General features: G+C 70.6%; 1 protein-coding gene. It reads left to right on the top strand.

Annotated elements, in window-relative coordinates:
* The coding region (locus N826_RS39290; protein ID WP_044438127.1) for a tyrosine-type recombinase/integrase at window positions 1-264 on the top strand (264 nt) is incomplete at its 5' end.
* Window positions 265-408: the final 144 nt, after the last annotated feature.

The following is a 408-nucleotide window of genomic DNA, read 5'->3' as shown; positions in this document are numbered from 1 at the left end:
CCGGTCATCCTCAAGCGCCTCGGCACCGAAGCCGGACTCGACCCGGAAGCCGTGGCCGGGCTGTCCGGCCACTCGACCCGGGTCGGCGCCGCCCAGGACCTGCGCCGCAGCGGCGCCAGCGTGCTCGACCTCCAGGCCGAGGGCGGCTGGCGCGACCCGCGCATGCCCGGCCGCTACACCGCCCGGATCGACGCCGCCCACGGTGCCATGGCCCGGCTCGCCCGCATCCAGGAAGGCGAGGATGACGGACAGGGCGACACCTGAGCCGGCACTGCCGGCAGGGTACGGCACCGACCGGATCTTTGCTTCGGATAAACCTGTCCGGCAGATAGGACAATCTGGCCAAGTACCTGAAACGACGAGCCTTTCAGGCGGCGCCAAGGTGCTGGAGAATCCCGTCGGACACTT

The organism is Skermanella aerolata KACC 11604, assembly GCF_000936425.1.
Lineage (GTDB): Bacteria > Pseudomonadota > Alphaproteobacteria > Azospirillales > Azospirillaceae > Skermanella > Skermanella aerolata.
The sequence above is the reverse complement of the archived record's forward strand: the minus strand, read 5'-3'. Positions and strand labels throughout refer to the sequence as shown.